General features: G+C 42.2%; 15 protein-coding genes. 13 read left to right on the top strand and 2 right to left on the bottom strand.

From position 1 onward, the window contains the following. Nucleotides 1-157 precede the first annotated feature (157 nt). Both gudD and ACIQ0C_RS07010 read right to left on the bottom strand, forming a co-directional pair. Nucleotides 158-1,516: a glucarate dehydratase gene (gene gudD / locus ACIQ0C_RS07015; protein WP_402838058.1), complete on the bottom strand. Its 1,359-nt coding sequence runs from the start codon at nt 1,514-1,516 to the stop codon at nt 158-160. A gap of 31 nt (nt 1,517-1,547) precedes the next feature. After that, nucleotides 1,548-2,909 (bottom strand): MFS transporter, encoded by a 1,362-nt coding sequence (locus ACIQ0C_RS07010; protein ID WP_403058491.1) that lies wholly within the window; start codon nt 2,907-2,909, stop codon nt 1,548-1,550. A 310-nt stretch (nt 2,910-3,219) separates the two neighbouring features. Here ACIQ0C_RS07010 and kdgD point away from each other — a divergent pair, with 310 nt between their 5' ends. The 13 genes from kdgD (at nt 3,220) to ACIQ0C_RS06945 (ending at nt 16,033) form a co-directional block, all read left to right on the top strand. Then, entirely contained in the window at nt 3,220-4,152 is a 933-nt protein-coding gene (kdgD, locus tag ACIQ0C_RS07005; RefSeq protein WP_403058488.1) for a 5-dehydro-4-deoxyglucarate dehydratase, read from the top strand. Between the two features lie 18 nt (nt 4,153-4,170). Further along, nucleotides 4,171-5,634: an alpha-ketoglutaric semialdehyde dehydrogenase GucD gene (gucD, locus tag ACIQ0C_RS07000; protein ID WP_403058485.1), complete on the top strand. Its 1,464-nt coding sequence runs from the start codon at nt 4,171-4,173 to the stop codon at nt 5,632-5,634. Between the two features lie 102 nt (nt 5,635-5,736). Next, entirely contained in the window at nt 5,737-7,266 is a 1,530-nt protein-coding gene (gene garD / locus ACIQ0C_RS06995; protein ID WP_403058482.1) for a galactarate dehydratase, read from the top strand. A gap of 176 nt (nt 7,267-7,442) precedes the next feature. Then, on the top strand, nt 7,443-7,895 hold the full coding sequence (locus ACIQ0C_RS06990) for a GNAT family N-acetyltransferase (protein ID WP_402838048.1): 453 nt from the start codon (nt 7,443-7,445) through the stop codon (nt 7,893-7,895). Between the two features lie 122 nt (nt 7,896-8,017). Next, complete coding sequence (locus ACIQ0C_RS06985; protein WP_403058479.1) at nt 8,018-8,338, top strand: hypothetical protein; 321 nt, start codon at nt 8,018-8,020, stop codon at nt 8,336-8,338. Nucleotides 8,339-8,447: 109 nt separating this feature from the next. Next, complete coding sequence (locus ACIQ0C_RS06980) at nt 8,448-8,897, top strand: ASCH domain-containing protein (protein ID WP_403058476.1); 450 nt, start codon at nt 8,448-8,450, stop codon at nt 8,895-8,897. Nucleotides 8,898-9,000: 103 nt separating this feature from the next. After that, nucleotides 9,001-9,699 (top strand): polysaccharide deacetylase family protein, encoded by a 699-nt coding sequence (locus tag ACIQ0C_RS06975; RefSeq protein ID WP_403058473.1) that lies wholly within the window; start codon nt 9,001-9,003, stop codon nt 9,697-9,699. Nucleotides 9,700-10,339: 640 nt separating this feature from the next. Then, on the top strand, nt 10,340-13,375 hold the full coding sequence (locus ACIQ0C_RS06970; RefSeq protein WP_403058470.1) for an efflux RND transporter permease subunit: 3,036 nt from the start codon (nt 10,340-10,342) through the stop codon (nt 13,373-13,375). 253 nt (nt 13,376-13,628) lie between these two features. Then, entirely contained in the window at nt 13,629-14,279 is a 651-nt protein-coding gene (locus tag ACIQ0C_RS06965; protein ID WP_403058467.1) for a DsbA family oxidoreductase, read from the top strand. 55 nt (nt 14,280-14,334) lie between these two features. Beyond that, a complete protein-coding gene (locus tag ACIQ0C_RS06960; RefSeq protein WP_403058464.1) occupies nt 14,335-14,937 on the top strand; it encodes a nitroreductase family protein in 603 nt (200 codons plus the stop codon). Nucleotides 14,938-15,191: 254 nt separating this feature from the next. After that, nucleotides 15,192-15,803, top strand: coding sequence for a flavodoxin domain-containing protein (locus ACIQ0C_RS06955; protein WP_403058461.1), 612 nt, complete (start codon nt 15,192-15,194; stop codon nt 15,801-15,803). Beyond that, nucleotides 15,724-15,891, top strand: a complete 168-nt coding sequence (locus ACIQ0C_RS06950) for a Fur-regulated basic protein FbpA (RefSeq protein ID WP_403058458.1) — start codon at nt 15,724-15,726, stop codon at nt 15,889-15,891. Before ACIQ0C_RS06955 ends, ACIQ0C_RS06950 begins: the two co-directional genes overlap by 80 nt. After that, nucleotides 15,884-16,033: an FbpB family small basic protein gene (locus ACIQ0C_RS06945; RefSeq protein ID WP_095393069.1), complete on the top strand. Its 150-nt coding sequence runs from the start codon at nt 15,884-15,886 to the stop codon at nt 16,031-16,033. The genes ACIQ0C_RS06950 and ACIQ0C_RS06945 overlap by 8 nt, the downstream gene beginning before the upstream one ends. Nucleotides 16,034-16,634: the final 601 nt, after the last annotated feature.

Raw genomic sequence — 16,634 nt, 5'->3', positions numbered from 1 at the left:
TAACCCCTTTTCTGTTAAATCCGATATGTATTCATACTGTAAGACTAATTATATAATATAATACACTTATTTGCATGTGAGGAAGAGAAGGTCAATGTCCAAAAAAAGTAAAATGCGCCGCTCTAAAGAGAGAGACGCACGCATTGTTGGAAAAAAATCATCTGACAAGGCAAGGTGATTTTGGATTGAACTTCCATCCGGAAACCAAGTATTGCATAGCCATTGAATCATCACGGGCACCAAGTCCTTTTTGTTTATAAAGCTGATGTGCCTTCTCGATTTGTTCCATATCCACTTCAATTCCAAGTCCGGGTTTGGAAGGGACATCGACCATTCCGCCGACAATTTTAAATGGTTCTTTCGTCAAACGCTGCCCATCCTGCCAAATCCAGTGGGTATCGATCGCAGTGATTTTACCTGGTGCGGCTGCAGCAACGTGTGTAAACATGGCAAGTGAAATATCAAAGTGATTATTCGAGTGTGATCCCCAAGTCAAGCCCCAGTCGTTACACATTTGAGCTACACGGACGGAGCCTTGCATCGTCCAAAAATGCGGATCGGCAAGAGGAATATCAACGGATTGAAGTTGAATGGAGTGCCCCATTTGCCTCCAGTCCGTTGCAATCATATTCGTAGCGGTTGGAAGACCCGTTGCACGCCTGAATTCCGTCATGATTTCCCGGGCGGAAAAACCATTTTCCGCTCCGCATGGATCTTCCGCATAAGCCAAAACATGATGTTGATCGCGGCAAAGTTTAATCGCATCCTCAAGCAGCCAGCCGCCATTTGGGTCAAGGGTGATCCTTGCATCAGGGAAGCGTTCCGCAAGTGCCGTCACCGCTTCGATTTCTTCTTCCCCGCGCAAGACCCCGCCTTTCAATTTAAAATCATTGAATCCATAGCGAGAGTGGGCGGCTTCTGCCAAGCGGACGATCGATTCGGGTGTCAGCGCTTCCTCATGACGGAGGCGAATCCAGTCATCTTCCGCTTCCGGTTCGCTTAAATAACCAAGATCTGTTTTATTGCGGTCACCTACATAAAATAAGTAGCCCAGCATTTCCACTTTATCACGCTGCTGTCCTTCGCCGAGAAGGGCGGCGACTGGAACACCTAAATATTGGCCAACTAAATCAAGAAGTGCCGCTTCCAATGCTGTTACGGCATGAATGGCAATACGAAGATCGAACGTCTGAAGGCCGCGCCCCCCAGCATCCCGGTCCGCAAACTGCTTACGGACGGTATTTAGAATATTGTTGTATGCCCCAATGGACTGGCCGACTACTAATTGTTTGGCATCTTCGAGTGTCTGGCGGATTTTTTCGCCTCCAGGAACTTCACCTACACCAGTATTCCCCGCATTGTCTTTTAGAATGACGATGTTCCGGGTGAAATAAGGAGCATGGGCACCACTCAAGTTCAGAAGCATGCCGTCATGGCCCGCAACTGGAATGACGCTCATTTCTGAAATTACCGGTGTGCCGATTTTTACATTATCCTTCAGCAATTGATTGTTCATGATTATTCCCCCTACCATAATATTTAGTTGACTATGACTTTAACTCTACACGTTTAATTTCACCAACTAGGAATAAATAACTTAAAATCGCGACAAGAGCATTAGCACATACGAAGACTAGCGCCCCATTAAACGACCCTGTCGTGGCAATGATATATCCGATGATAATCGGTGTTGTAATGCCGGCAATGTTACCGAATGTGTTGAAAAGCCCGCCGCTGACACCGGACATTTCCTTTGGTGAGGTATCGGCCACTACCGCCCAGCCGAGTGCCCCAAATCCTTTACCGAAAAACGCGAGGGCCATAACGAAAATGACAACCCATTCCGTATCTACATAGTTTGCTGCCACCAAGCTCATCGAGAGAATCATCCCAACAACAATTGGCACTTTTCGGGCGACAGTCAATGAGAATCCCTTCCGTAACAAGAAATCCGAGAATGTCCCTCCGAGAATGCCGCCAAAAAATCCGCAAATGGCGGGAAGGGAAGCGACGAATCCAACTTCAAGAATGGTCATGCCCCTTTCTTGCACAAGGTACACAGGAAACCATGTCAGGAAAAAGTACGTTAATGTCGTAATGCAATATTGTCCGAGGTAAACACCTAACAGCATGCGGTTTGATAAAAGCTGCTTAATATGATTCCAGTTGACGCCTTTCTTTTCCTCCTTATTTGTACTGGTTTGATCCATATTGACCAAAGCGCCGCCCGCTTCGATGTATTCAAGCTCAGCTTTGTTGATGCGAGGATGTTCCTTTGGGCCATAAATCGTTTTCAGCCAGATGAAAGCAACGAGGATTCCTAAAGCACCCATAAAGAAGAAGACGTATTCCCAACCAAATTTATACGTAATGTAACCCATGATCGGTGCAAAGAGAACGGTTGCAAAATACTGTGCGGAATTGAAAGTGGCAGCAGCGGTTCCGCGTTCATGGCTTGGGAACCAGGTAGCAACGATGCGGCTGTTGGCCGGGAAGGAAGGGGCTTCTGCCAATCCAACTAAAAAACGCAGTCCGAACAATACCATGACAGCTGTTCCGGCAGAACCGAAAAAACCGAGAAATCCTTGTAAAAGCGTAAAGGTAGACCATAACGTGATACTCCAAAAGTAAACTTTTTTCGAACCAAAACGGTCTAAAAGCCATCCGCCTGGAATTTGTCCAGCTACATATGACCAAGCAAAGGCGGAGAAAACATAACCCATCATGACTGAATCGAGACCAAGCTGACCAGACATGTCCGTACCCGCAATTGATAGCGTCGCACGATCCGCATAATTCAGGGCTGTAACCAAAAAGAGCATAAAGACAATGAACCATCGTGTGCGTGTTTTTTTCTGGGCACTTGGCAGTTTAGGAGATGGTTGAAAAACTTTTTCTTCAGCGTTCATATACTCACTTCCTTAATCGTATTTAATTATTTGATACCGCTTACAATGTTAACCGTTTCCTCCTTCGTGAAAATTCTTAATATTTAGTTTTGTCCAATGGTAAGACAAATAAAATTGTTTGTCAATGGCTTTTTTCTTAAATCGTTTTTCATTTTAGCTCCTTCATTATCGTGTTTTTTTGTATATATTAGAAGCGAAATTATTGAGGGATGAAGTGTTGCCTCATTTTTCAGAAAATAAAAAAAATACGATTGACCAGGGGGTTCATTTGTCTTACAATAAAACAATAATACACAAGGGGGAATAAAAAATGAATAAGATTCGCAAGGCACCTAAAGGGATTCTCGGATTTCCCGTGGCACCATTCACAACGAGTAATAAGCTTGATGAACAAGCACTCGCCCAAAATATCCAATTTTTATTAGATGAGGGACTAGAAGCTATTTTCGTGGCATGTGCAGCAGCGGAATATCCATCGTTAAGTAAAGAGGAATATGAAACGATGGTTGAGGTAGCCGTATCCGTCACCGCTGGAAAAGTACCTGTATACACAGGTGTAGGCGGGAATATTCAAACGTCCCTCGAACTTGCCAGAATATCTGCGGATAAAGGGGCAGATGGTTATTTAATATTACCTCCATATCTCGTTACCGGAGAACAGGCAGGTCTGGCGGCTTATTTCAAAGCCATCGCAGAGAGTACAGACTTAAATTCCATCGTATATCAGCGTGATAATGTGGCATTTTCACTTTCAACTTTGGAAGCGCTCGCTGAGGTCCCGCAGGTGGTCGGCGTCAAGGACGGTCTGGGCAATATGGAGTTGAATGGACTCCTTACGCAAACCTTCGGAAAACGTTTCGGCTGGCTGAACGGAATGCCGCTTGCGGAAGTTACCATGTCGGCCTACGTTCCACTTGGCTTTGATTCATATTCATCGGCTATATCCAATTACATCCCGCATATTTCTCGAAAATTCTATAATGGCATTTTGAGTGGTGATCAAGAAACGGTCAATGAAATTTACCAACAGGTCATCATGCCAATCAACAATATTCGCCGTCAGCGAAAAGGATATGCCGTTTCTCTCATTAAAGCAGGTATGGAGATTATGGGAATGCCGGTTGGCCAAACAGTCAGATTACCAATTCTTCCAGTGGAAAAAGAACATTATACAGAAATGCAAACGATATTAGAGAATGCTGTAAATCGTTTTCCAAAAGAAACACCAATTCAATCAATTTAATAAGGGCGGGGATTATATATGATAACTACAGTTCAAACAAAAACGTATCTTAACTATATTAACGGTGAATGGGTTGCTTCCATTTCAAATGAAGTTGAAAAAAGTTCAAACCCGGCAGATAAACAGGCAATTGTCGGATATGTACAGAAATCTACAAAGGAAGACCTGAACCTGGCTGTGGAAGCGGCAAAAAAGGCGAAAGAAAAATGGCGTAAACTAGCTGGTTCAGAGCGCGGGGAGTATCTGTATAAAGCAGCGCATATTCTTGAAAAGCGGATTGATGAGATCGCAGAATGTGCAACACGGGAAATGGGAAAGACATTTGCTGAAACAAAAGGGGAAACGGCACGCGGCATTGCGATCCTGAAATACTATGCAGGAGAAGGAATGCGTAAGGTGGGGGATGTCATTCCATCCAGCGACAGTTCAGCGCTTATGTTCACGACGCGCGTCCCGCTTGGTGTAGTGGGTGTCATAACACCTTGGAATTTCCCAATCGCCATCCCAATCTGGAAGATGGCTCCTGCCCTAGTATATGGGAATACGATTGTGGTGAAGCCAGCCACCGAGACGGCCATCACCTGTGCCAAAATCATGGAGTGTTTTGAAGAAGCCGGTTTACCGGCAGGTGTTATCAATATGGTCACAGGGCCGGGCAGTGTCATAGGGCAGGGCATCGCCGATCACGAAGATGTAAACGGAATTACCTTTACCGGCTCAAACGGCGTTGGAAAAAGGATTGGACAAGCGGCGTTAGCACGCGGAGCGAAATACCAGCTTGAAATGGGCGGGAAAAACCCGGTAATCGTTGCAGCGGATGCAGATCTTAACCTGGCTGTAGAAGCAGTCATTACAGGTGCGTTCCGCTCAACTGGGCAAAAATGTACCGCGACAAGCCGTGTCATTGTTGCAGCTGAAGTTTATGAGGAGTTCAAGCAGCTGCTGGTGAAAGAAACGAAAGGCATTTCCATCGGGGATGGATTGGACAGCGGGACATGGATGGGACCTTGTGCCAGTGAAAGTCAATTGAATACGGTTCTTTCCTATATAGAAAAAGGAGTGGAAGAAGGCGCTACACTTCTAATTGGCGGGAAGCGTGCTGAAGAAGGTCCTCAGGCTAATGGCTTTTATGTAGAACCCACGATTTTTGATAATTGCACGTCAGATATGACGATTGTACAGGAAGAAATTTTTGGTCCGGTGATTGCCTTATTGAAAGCTGATTCAGTTGAAGAAGCCCTGCAACTTGCGAACAGCGTGGAATATGGCCTAAGTGCTTCGATTTTTACAGCCAATATCAAACATCTGCTTTCATTTGTTAATGATATGGAAGCGGGATTGATCAGGGTCAACGCTGAGAGCGCAGGCGTTGAATTGCAGGCGCCATTTGGCGGCATGAAAAGCTCCAGCTCCCACTCCAGGGAACAAGGAGAAGCGGCAAAAGAGTTTTTTACATCCATTAAAACGGTGTTTGTAAAATAAGGGAAAAAAGTGTTCAAAACAGTATTTTAGCTGAAAATTACCGGCACGTGTATGTTTAGTGATATCTGTTTGCTTTATTAGAACGAAGGAGTGGTAAAGTGGATGAAAACGCAACTGACTGAGGTACCGCTTTATATTAAGGTGAATGGGATGGACAATGTCGCCATCGTGGTTAATTCGGGGGGCTTGGATCAAGGAACCGTTTTCCCATGTGGGCTTGAATTGAAAGAAAGGGTGCCACAAGGCCACAAAGTGGCTTTAATGGATATAGTCGAGAATGAAGCCATCATACGCTATGGGGAAGTTATCGGTTATGCGGCTGAATCAATCAGTAAGGGCTGTTGGATTGACGAATCACTGGTGACACTTCCGTCTTCTCCGGATTTAAAGGAATTGCCGGTAGCAAATGAAATACCCAAAACTTTACCGCCACTTGAAGGATATACATTTCAAGGGTTCCGCAATGAAGATGGCAGTGTTGGAACCAAGAATATATTAGGCATTACAACAAGCGTTCAATGTGTAGTGGGCGTGCTTGATTTCGTCGTGAACCGGATAAAAAAAGAGCTTCTCCCGAAGTATCCCAATGTTGATGATGTTGTCGCTATAAATCACAATTATGGGTGTGGAGTAGCAATCAATGCACCGGAAGCGGTCATTCCCATCCGCACGATACAGAACCTAGCAAAACACCCGAATTTCGGCGGGGAAGCCTTGGTAGTTGGATTGGGGTGTGAAAAACTGTCTCCAATGAGAATAAATCCAAGCGGGGATGATTCAGATATCATTTCACTTCAGGATCAGCAGGGGTTTACGGGAATGGTCCAATCCATTATGGAAATGGCCGAGGAACGTTTAATCAAGTTGAACCGCCGGCAGCGGGAGACATTTCCGGTTTCCGAATTAATCATCGGTACCCAGTGCGGGGGAAGTGATGCATTCTCTGGTGTCACAGCTAACCCTGCAGTAGGATATGCCACGGATCTGTTAGTTAGGGCAGGGGCAACCGTTCTATTTTCTGAAGTCACAGAAGTACGGGATGCGATTCATCTATTAACGCCTCGTGCAGTGAATGAGGAAGTGGGGAGAGCTTTAATAAAGGAAATGGATTGGTATGATAACTACCTTGCTTTAGGCGATGCCGATCGAAGTGCCAATCCTTCGCCAGGAAACAAAAAGGGCGGGTTGGCCAATGTAGTGGAAAAATCATTAGGCTCCATTGCCAAATCCGGAAGCAGCCCCATTTCAGGCGTATTGGCTCCAGGTGAAAAAGCTGCGGAAAAAGGGCTGATTTTTGCAGCTACACCAGCTAGTGACTTTGTTTGCGGAACGCTTCAGCTAGCTTCCGGTATGCACCTTCAAGTTTTTACAACTGGAAGAGGCACACCTTATAATCTGGCAATGGCTTCCGTCATCAAAGTATCTACACGAAATACATTGACCGAACAATGGAAAGATCTGATTGATATAAATGCTGGAACTATCGCTACTGGTGAAGCGACCATAGAGGATGTTGGATGGGAAATCTTTCACCTTATTTTGGAAGTGGCCAGCGGTAAAAAGAAAACCTGGGCAGAACATTGGGGCCTGCATAATGATTTGGCGCTGTTTAATCCTGCGCCAATTACCTAATAATGATTTTACTTGACGGACTTCCTTTTAAAGGGGGTCCATTTTTTGTTGGTCATTTTTACAGTTGTGATTATTTTTCCTCCAGAAAAGAGGAGCGCCGGACTATTGGCAGAAGTTATTAATGAACGATCGATTTTCATCAGGGTGATACGGAAGTACAAATGAGGAGGGATAACATGATCACATTCAGGAATGCGACAGCAAAAGACTTAAGTGAAATCGTACAGATGCTTGCGGATGATGTATTGGGGAGGGAGAGGGAACGATATGAAAATCCGCTTCCTGAAAGCTATCTAAAAGCATTTGAATCCATTGATGCAGATGAGAATAATGAATTGATCGTTGCCTGTCTTGGTGAGGAAATCGTTGGGGTGCAGCAAATCACGTTCACGCCTTATATTGCCCATCAAGGCGGCTGGAGAGCTACGATCGAAGGGGTTCGGACGGCATCCTCAGAACGGGGGAAAGGCATTGGAAGCAAGCTGATTCAATATGCGATTGACCGTGCAAAGGAGCGGGGCTGCCATATCATTCAGCTGACGACCGATAAAAGGCGGGAAGAAACGCTGCGGTTTTATGAGCGTTTAGGGTTCAAAGCCACTCATGAAGGCATGAAAATGAAGCTTTAATAGACGGTCTTTTGTCCCCTTTTTTTGTGCACAACAATTCGTCTGGCATTATATGTTAAAATTATTCGTGAGATATTAATAGATGTATATAGGGTTTAAAAACTGATGAAGGGGTGAGCTCGATGGAAAACGAAGCTTGTATTCAGAAGAGGTACGGTGTAATTAGTTTTACTTCATTCATCATTGGAATCATTTGCTTTTTTACTGTTTTTATTACACCTATCAGAATGGCAAATATCGGGAGCATGACTGGTGATTATATCACATTTTTCCTTACTGTTGCCGGCATCGCCCTATCTGTCATAGGAATTTTGAAGAAAACGGAGAAAAAAGTGATTTCTATCATTTCTTTGGTTTTTTCCTCATCATTCTTTATATTTTGGGTTATCATCATCACTTTGGTGTTAACTGGTGAAATAGAATTGCCGCGTAGATCAAATTAGCAGTTGGTGGCTTTTCTAAAGAGTATAGCTTGAAGATAGGTTGGAGTTGAACCAATTGAACCTTTCGTGATGCTCAGTGGAGCTGAAGAATAGAATGGAGAATCATAGAATGAATGTCAAAGCGGAATTATATTGGAATGAATTTTGGCAGGGGAAAGAAGAAGAAAAACCCCAGGCAGTCAGTGCATGGCAATTCGGGGCCGATCCGGATCTTTTGGCTCAGTTAGTGATGGATGGGATAAAAACGGCTACATGCTCTGGGTATGTTTTTTATGAAGAAGAAAATGAACCATTACCATCCGTTGGTGATTACAGCATTATTTTAAGCAGTGAGGATTTGCCTTTGGCCATCATACAAACACTGAAAGTCGAAGTATTGCCCATGAATGAAGTGAGTGTAGAGTTTGCGATTGCAGAAGGGGAAGGCGATCGAACATATACATACTGGTGGGACACACATGAAAAATTTTTTAAAGAAGAACTGGACAAAATCGGCCACACCTTTAAAAAAGATATGCTGCTGGTTTGTGAACGTTTTGAATTGATGCATGTAAAGTGAGTGTGGACGGTTAGTTTTGGAAGAGAGCAATAAGTGTTTTTTTTCAGTGATTTGCTATAATAGGTCATTGGATTAAAAAACTTATAGAAAGATAGGTATTTGCATGAAAAAGAAACTGATATTCATTGGATTGGGAATCCTGGTTATTTTCCTGCTGTTGCTTGGCACGTATAAATTAATGAATTCGAGAACCTATCAGGTATTCGGAGGATTAACCGATAAAGTCGAGACGAAAGAAAAAGTGGTCGCTTTGACTTTTGATGATGGCCCATCGAAGAATGTAAATCAAATCCTGCCGTTGTTGGATAAATACGATGTGAAAGCTACATTCTTCCTGATCGGTAACGAAATCGAAAAGTACCCGGAGGAAGCGGGGAAAATAGCGGAAGCGGGACATCAGATTGGGAATCATACGTATTCCCACAGGCGGATGGTGTTTAAATCGCCCTCTTATATCAAGGCGGAAATCGAGAATACGGATAAATTAATTCAGAACGCCGGATATAAGGGTGAAATTGATGTCAGGCCGCCAAACGGGAAAAAAATCATAGGTTTGCCTTATTATTTAAATAAAAATGATAGAGAGACCATTACCTGGAATCTGGAACCAGATAGCTATTACACTACCGCTTCTGACAAAGTGAAGTATGTGAAGGAAAATATAAAACCAGGTTCGATCATCCTGATGCATCCAATGTATGATGATACGGGTAAAGAACTTCAAGCGATTGAAGGGATATTAAAAGAGTTAACGAACGAAGGGTATACGTTCGTAACGGTTAATGAACTTCAGGAAATGTAGTTTCTTTTTTCGTCCAAACGATTTACAAAGAATCGGGTTGCTGCTGCAGCCCTTTTTTTATTTGTATACAGAATAGTACAAAACGTGTAGTGCATATTGTTTCTTAACGGAATGTTGATGTTAGCATGCATTCGTAGGATGCATTCCTTAGTGCAAATAAGGCTACTAAAATGGGGCTGGTTACTTGTACCGGAATAAAAATACCGCTCTGATCATGGTTTTGTGTTTCCTGTTATTCCTATTTCTTGTCGTGCTCATTTTTCGCCACATCACGGTATACTTCGTGTATAGCTCGGGCATCGGCCCGTTATTGTTTATCGGGGTAATGGTTTCGGCTATCGTTATGCTTTTTTTCAAAGGATATAAATAATCGAGTATCTTCATTTTTGGACGTTAATTTCCACTCCAGGCACTCGCTTTTCCCGTCAACTTTGTTTTAACAGTAAGATAGAACTTCTTTTGTCTAAAAACTGGGTGCTGCTGCGGCAGCCTTTTTTTTGTGTGGAAAAAGTTCTCCGCATCGAGAGACATAAAAAAATATAAAAATCAATAAAAAATTAACACTCCAACATTAGTAATATATGGTAAGATTTGAAATGGAATTATTTTCTTCTAAATTTTATTCAGGGGTGATTAGTGCGTGGAGTTTTTTACTAAGTGGTCGTTTAAAAACAAGGCTGCCGTTTCATTGGTAACCATATTTATTTTGTTGATAGGAGTTGTCAGTTATTTTAAACTGCCGATGGAATTTTTGCCATCTGCCGATAATCCACAAGTTACGATTATCACAATGGGGCAGGGCACCGATTCGAAAACGATGGAAGCACAAGTTACAGAACCGATTGAAAGCGCCGTTACGGGAGTTAAAGGAAAGAGTTCTATGTCCTCCACCACCGGAGATGGATTTTCAAAAGTAGATCTATTCTTTGAGGCCGGATCGGATATGAAACAAGCGAAACTGGATGTTCAAGAGGCTTTAGGCAGTGTAGCATTGCCACAAAGCATGTCAAAGCCTACTGTTACACAGTTAAATACATCAATGATTCCCATTTCATTTGTATCTGTTACTTTTAAGGATGGAATAACAGCTGAAAATATAGAATTTACCAAGAAAGAATTGGAGCCTCTCTATAAAGAGATTAAAGGGGTTTCGGATGTACAGACATTTGGGGTTTCCCAATCCGTTCTTTCAGTCAAAGTGGATAATGAAGAGTTGGCTAAAAAGAAAGTCTCCATTCAAGATGTCATGAGCGTCCTTAACGGTCAGAATACAGCTCTGGCCGTAGGTGAAAAAGTGATTGATGGGAAGGCAAGTAACATCAAGGTTATCGGGGATTTAACAAGTATTGAAAAATTAAAAGCGTTAAAGGTCACTCCAAATGTCACACTTGGAGAAATAGCAAAAGTTGAAGAAGCGAATGATGGTAACCTCATCAGTCGTTTTAATGGAAAGGAAAGCATTGATTTAAGCATTATCAAGGACAGTCAATCAAATGCTGTCACAATCAGTAAAGAGGTTGAAAAAGTAGCAAAAGAAATTAATGAAAAGTATAGTGACCAGAAATCGGTCATTTATTTATCTACAGCTGATATGGTGGAGACTTCCGTTCAGACGATGGTAAAAGAAGTTCTGCTGGGTGCGCTATTCGCTACGATTGTAATCATGGTGTTTTTACGGAATGTACGATCTACATTCATTACAATCGTATCCATACCGCTATCTCTTGGCTTTACGTTATTTTTACTGTCATTGTCGGGAGTGACGCTGAATATTTTGACGCTGGGCGGTGTCGCTGTAGCGATCGGGCGCTTGGTGGACGATAGTATTGTTGTTATTGAGAATATTTTCCGGAAAATGCAGCAGGAGAAGATTTCAGTCGAATTGGTGATGGATGCAACGAAAGAGGTGGGAGTGGCAATAACAGCTTCAACCCTTACTACTGTAGCTGTTTTCTTGCCGGTTGCTTTATTGAATGGAGGACTTCAAGAGTTTCTTCTGCCTTTCGCTTTGACTGTCACTTATTCATTGCTGGCTTCTTTAATTGTGGCATTGACGGTTGTTCCGTTAATGAGCGCAGGGTTGCTGAAAAGGACGGAGCTGCCAAAACATCGACCTGCCAAGCGTTTTACCAAACTGGTTACTTGGTCACTGAATCATAAATCGGTTGTCCTGATTGTTGCGATGCTGTTGTTTGCCGGTTCCGTTGGTACATATTTTGCCATGCCAAAAGGGGCGATTGATAATTCTTCAGCAGACTATGTCTCCGTGACATTAACTTATCCAAATGATCAGCCCTATGAAAGAGTAAAGGAAAAAGCGATTGAACTAGAAGAAACGATGCAGGGTATGAGTGAAGTGGATAATATTTTCATGCAATTAGGAAACTCTGCCGAGATGGCACAATATGGCGAAGTCGCATCACCTACAGAAGCGATTTTCGGCATCCTGGTGAAGGATAAGGCAAATGTGGATACAATCCTGGAAAAAGTGGAAAAGGAACAAGAAAACTATCCTGATGCGAAGCTTACGGCCCAAGCCTCTTCATTTATGATGGGGGCATCAAAGACGAACATTACGATAGATGTGATCGGCAGTAATGTTGAAGATTTGGAACTGACGGCCAATAAGGTCAAAGAAAGTATTCAGGATATTAAAGGAATCGAAGAGGTTACAACGAACCAAGATGAAAAGAAAACCATTTATTCATTCACTGTAGATCCGGCTAAAGGCAATACAGAACAAATCGGTCAACAATTAGGTATCATGCTCAATAAAACTCCTATCGGCAATATAACTTTACAGGATAAGCAGACACCTGTCGTCCTTGAACCAATCTTAGATCCTAAAAAACCGGAGGATTTAAAAAGCATTCCGATCATGACAGAGGGCGGTCTAGCTCCTGTGTCCAAGGTTGCTTCTTTAAAGAGCGAAGAGAGTGCAACGACGCAGTTCCATAAAGATGGAGAAACATATCTTCAATTAACGGCAACGGTCGATCCGACTAAACTTTCCGATATTGCAAGCAAAATAAATCTTGAGATATTTGGAGATAAGGAGAACAACGGCCTTGATATTCCGAATGATGTTGAAGTTTTAGTCGGGGGAGCCAGTGCTCAGCAGACAGATGATTTTACCGATTTGTTCCTTACGATGTTAATATCGATCGGCATTGTCTTTTTGATCATGGTTATCACATTTAAATCGATCAAAGCACCGATCGCCATTCTATTTTCCTTGCCATTTGCTGCTATTGGAGCGGTATTAGGATTGGTTATCAGTCGAATTCCAGTGGATATTACAGCACTGCTGGGTGCTCTCATGTTAATTGGAATTGTTGTGACAAACGCGATTGTGCTTCTGGATCGGGTCAAACAAAACGAAGAAAAAATGATCATCCGTGATGCAATCGTCGAAGCGACGGCTACAAGATTCCGTCCGATCATAATGACGGCTGTAGCAACGATTTGTGCCATGCTTCCGCTTTTATATAAAAAAGCGGAAACAGGGAGCTTGGTTTCACAAAGTTTAGCGATCGTTGTCATTGGCGGGCTAGCTGTTTCCACACTGCTCACACTTATCGTCATTCCATGTATATACGAATTGCTGTACTTTAAAAAATCGAAAAAACAGAGAAGGAAAAAGAGAGAACCCGTAAGCGAACAAATAGAGATGTAAGGAAGCTTAATAAAAAAGTTTGTAGAGAAAGCGGCATTTTCTTTACAAACTTTTTTGCTTTAAAATAGTTCATGCTTTTTTATAATAATGGTTGACTTTATTCCAACCTGTAACTAGAATGATTACAGCAGGTAGTGAAACAATCGACTGTGTAGTAACTGAATGCAATGTTCTCATATTAATTTTTTTTGCTCTATATTGTAACTGATTTGGTTACAAGTTTAACTAAAAATGAAAAGTGAGGGAATATATTATGACAGTGAAAATTAAAGCGTATTCTGATTTTATTTGCCCATTTTGTTTTTTAGGTAAAGGACCTTTGGACGAAATCGTGAAAGAAAAGGATGTAGAAGTGGAATGGATGCCATTTGAATTGCGTCCGAGTCCATATGCCAAAATCGATCCATGGAAGGAACCCGATAAGTTGAATTCATGGGATTCTTACATTCTTCCTGCTGCGAAAAAGCTAGGGGTTGATATGCGTTTACCCCGTGTCTCCCCGCATCCATATACACATTTGGCATTCGAAGGTTGCCATTTTGCAAAGGAGCACGGAAAAGGGAACGAATTCCACAACAGAGTATTTACAGCGTTTTTTCAAGAGGAACAAAATATTGAAGATATTGAAGTACTGACAAAACTAGCGGGTGAAGTTGAGCTTCCTGTAGATGCCTTTAGAGAAGCATTAGTATCACGAAAGTATCGGGAAGTGCATCAGCAAGCACTCAAACATGCTTATGAAGAAGCAGACATCAGGGCTGTCCCGACGTTTATTATTGGTGATGAAGTTATTCAAGGACTAGCCAGCAAAGAAAGGTTGACACAAGTCATTGAGAAGGAAGAAGCGAAAAATAAACGGAATGAATTTGAGGGCTTGCAATGTGACGTTAAGGGGAATTGCTAAAAGCCTTTTGTGTTATTAAATAAAATTAAATGAATCATAATTTGGAGGAGTCAAAATGTCAGCAACTACAACAAATGTTCAAGAAGCAATCATCAATCGCCGTTCCATCCGTAAGGTGAAAAAGAACGATAATATTACGAAAGAAAGAATGAATGAAGTGTTAAAAACCGCTTTACATGCACCAACTTCATTTAATATGCAAAGCGGGCGAGTGGTGGTAGTGATGGATGACCAGCATGAAAAGTTCTGGGATATTGTAAAGGAAACACTTCGTTCCCGCGTTCCAGAAGAGAGCTTTGCGGCAACTGTAGAACGATTACAAGGATTTCGTGATGGAGTGGGTACCATTCTATTCTTTGAAAATAATGAAACAATAGAACAAATGCAAGAAAAGGCACCCTCCTATAAAGAACAGTTTCCATATTGGTCCCATCAAGGAAGTGCTATGCTGCAGTATGCAATATGGGTGACTTTATCAGCGGAAGGCATAGGTGCATCTTTACAGCATTATAATCCGATAATTGATGATGAAGTGAAGAAGAATTGGGATCTTCCAGGGAAGTGGTCGTTGATAGCTCAAATGCCATTTGGTGAGCCGAATGAACAACAAGAAGAAAAAACGTTCCTACCTTTCGAAGAAATTGTAAAATTTTATTAATTCAAAGGTTAAAGATTTAGGATAATAGATTAGCCAAGAGCGCGTTTACTCTTAATTAGTAAACGGGCTCTTTTTTTGGAAGAATGAATTTGAACGTTCCAGCAGCATTACAGATACAGGGAAGGCGAAGATTATCCGTTCCTTATGTTCATCCTGCATATATTTAGCGAAGGTAAATAATTGACAATGAGAATCATTTTCATTTATAGTGGGATGTATAATGAAATTAATTCTCAATTAGGAAGGTGATATGGATGAAGGTATTCATTGGTTATGTCAGTTTATCCGGTAATACCGAGAAAATGGCTATAAACATAAAGAATAGAATGAAGGCTGTCGGCTGTGAAGTATATATGGAAAGATTGGATACTGTTGAAGTTGATGCTTTAAAGGATTTTGATTTGGCCTTTATTGGTTTATATACATGGAATCTTGAAGATTTACCGTATGAAGCAAACGAGTTTTATGAAGAAATTGACCAAGTGGACTTTGCTGGAGTGAAAGTCGCATTCTTTGGTGCCGGCGACCCGACCCATTCGAAACCCTGCGCCGCGATAGATATCCTTTCCGATAAAATGAAGCGATTTGGATTTGATGTATATGATCGAGTATTGAAAGTACACCATGAAAGCAGTACATACGAACAATGGAGGAAATGCGAAGACTTTGCAGAGCATGCCCTTATATGGGGAAGCAATAGGAAGAAGTGGAGATTCTTCATGTGGGATCGGATGCTAGGCAGCCCCAAATACCAAAAGTCTGTATTTTTGTTAAGGAGGGTCCTTGATGATTACCCAATTAAGTGCAAAGGGAGAAGCAAAAAAAGAGGAACTTATACAAGAACTTCTGAAATTCGGGATTTTTAAAAAATATAATAAACAACTATACGAGCTTCCGATCGTAGTTTTACAGAAGGAATTCAATTACTTGAGAGGTGAATTAAAAAATGTCTAGGAGAAGGAAATCTTATACTGAACTGCTAAAAGAAAACCGTGAACTTCTGTTGCATGACAAAATTGAAGTGGAACGCATCTATACAAAAATCGATCAAAAAGCCATCAATGAAAAAAAGGGCAGTAAGCAAGTACAATCATGATTGGTCAAAATTTGAACGTTGATTGAAACGTCGGGCACTCGCTTTCCGCGGACAGTTCCGCCCTCAGGGGTCTTTGCGTGTGGAGTCTCCCATGGACACGCTTTTCCCGCAGGAGTCTCGCACCTTCCGTTCCAATTAACTGGAGTTGTGTTTTAAGAAGTATTGTAAGGAAACTGGCTCTTTTCCAATTCGTCTACAGTCTGGCGGTTCCATCAATTATTCGAAAGGAGTTTCGGATTTCTCTCACCCCGAACCAAGATTTTTAAAGTGAACTTGGATATCCTTTATGTTTTTTTACTGTAATCCTTAATGGATTGAAGAAATATGCGACACTCCTGCCGAAAAACTGGCTAGCCGAGACACCACAGAGGCTTGCGTCGATGAGGCTCGGCAGGCAGTCGGCGGAAAGGGAGCGGATTTCTGAAATCAGCTGGAACGTTTGTTAAGAAGAAACTGTAGGCTGGACTCATTCCAAACCATGTTTAAGACAAGTCTTTATGTTTTTTTACTGTAATCCTTAATGGATTGAAGAAATATGCGACACTCCTGCCGAAAAACTGGCTAGCCGAGACCCCACAGGCGCTTGCTTTGATGAGGCTCG

The organism is Peribacillus sp. NPDC096448 (assembly GCF_044762675.1).
Lineage (GTDB): Bacteria > Bacillota > Bacilli > Bacillales > DSM-1321 > Peribacillus > Peribacillus frigoritolerans_B.
Note: the sequence above shows the minus strand (reverse complement) of the source record. Positions and strands in the feature narration are given on the sequence as shown.